The sequence below is a fragment of the Halomonas sp. ND22Bw genome (assembly GCF_003011945.1).
In the GTDB taxonomy this organism is placed as follows: Bacteria; Pseudomonadota; Gammaproteobacteria; order Pseudomonadales; family Halomonadaceae; genus Halomonas; species Halomonas halophila.
The window spans coordinates 1-278 of sequence record NZ_PXWD01000689.1; the positions used below are offsets into that span (position 1 = coordinate 1).

General features: G+C 64.7%; 1 protein-coding gene. It reads left to right on the top strand.

Features of this window, described 5'->3' with window-relative positions:
* Window positions 1-46: 46 nt before the first annotated feature.
* The coding region (locus tag CVH10_RS19890) for a hypothetical protein (RefSeq protein ID WP_146143144.1) at window positions 47-278 on the top strand (232 nt) is incomplete at its 3' end.

Below are 278 nucleotides of genomic sequence, written 5' to 3' on the forward strand. Positions count from 1 at the left end.
TTCGGGCCGACATTGAGGCCTATAAGGCCGAGAGGACCCGCACTGCATGAACGTCTTCGACCTTCGCGACAAGCTCATCGCCGACTACTCGGCCTACGTCCGCAGCTTCGTGACGATCCGCGACGAGCGTATCCGCGAGTGCGTCGACGCCGAGCTGGACGCCGGCCTCCTCTGGCCTCCACCGCAGATCGGCCTGAACCCAGCCTTCGAGCCGGGCGGATGGATCGACGAGCTCGTCGATTCCGGGCTGCTACATCCCGAGTGCAAGCGCATCTTCC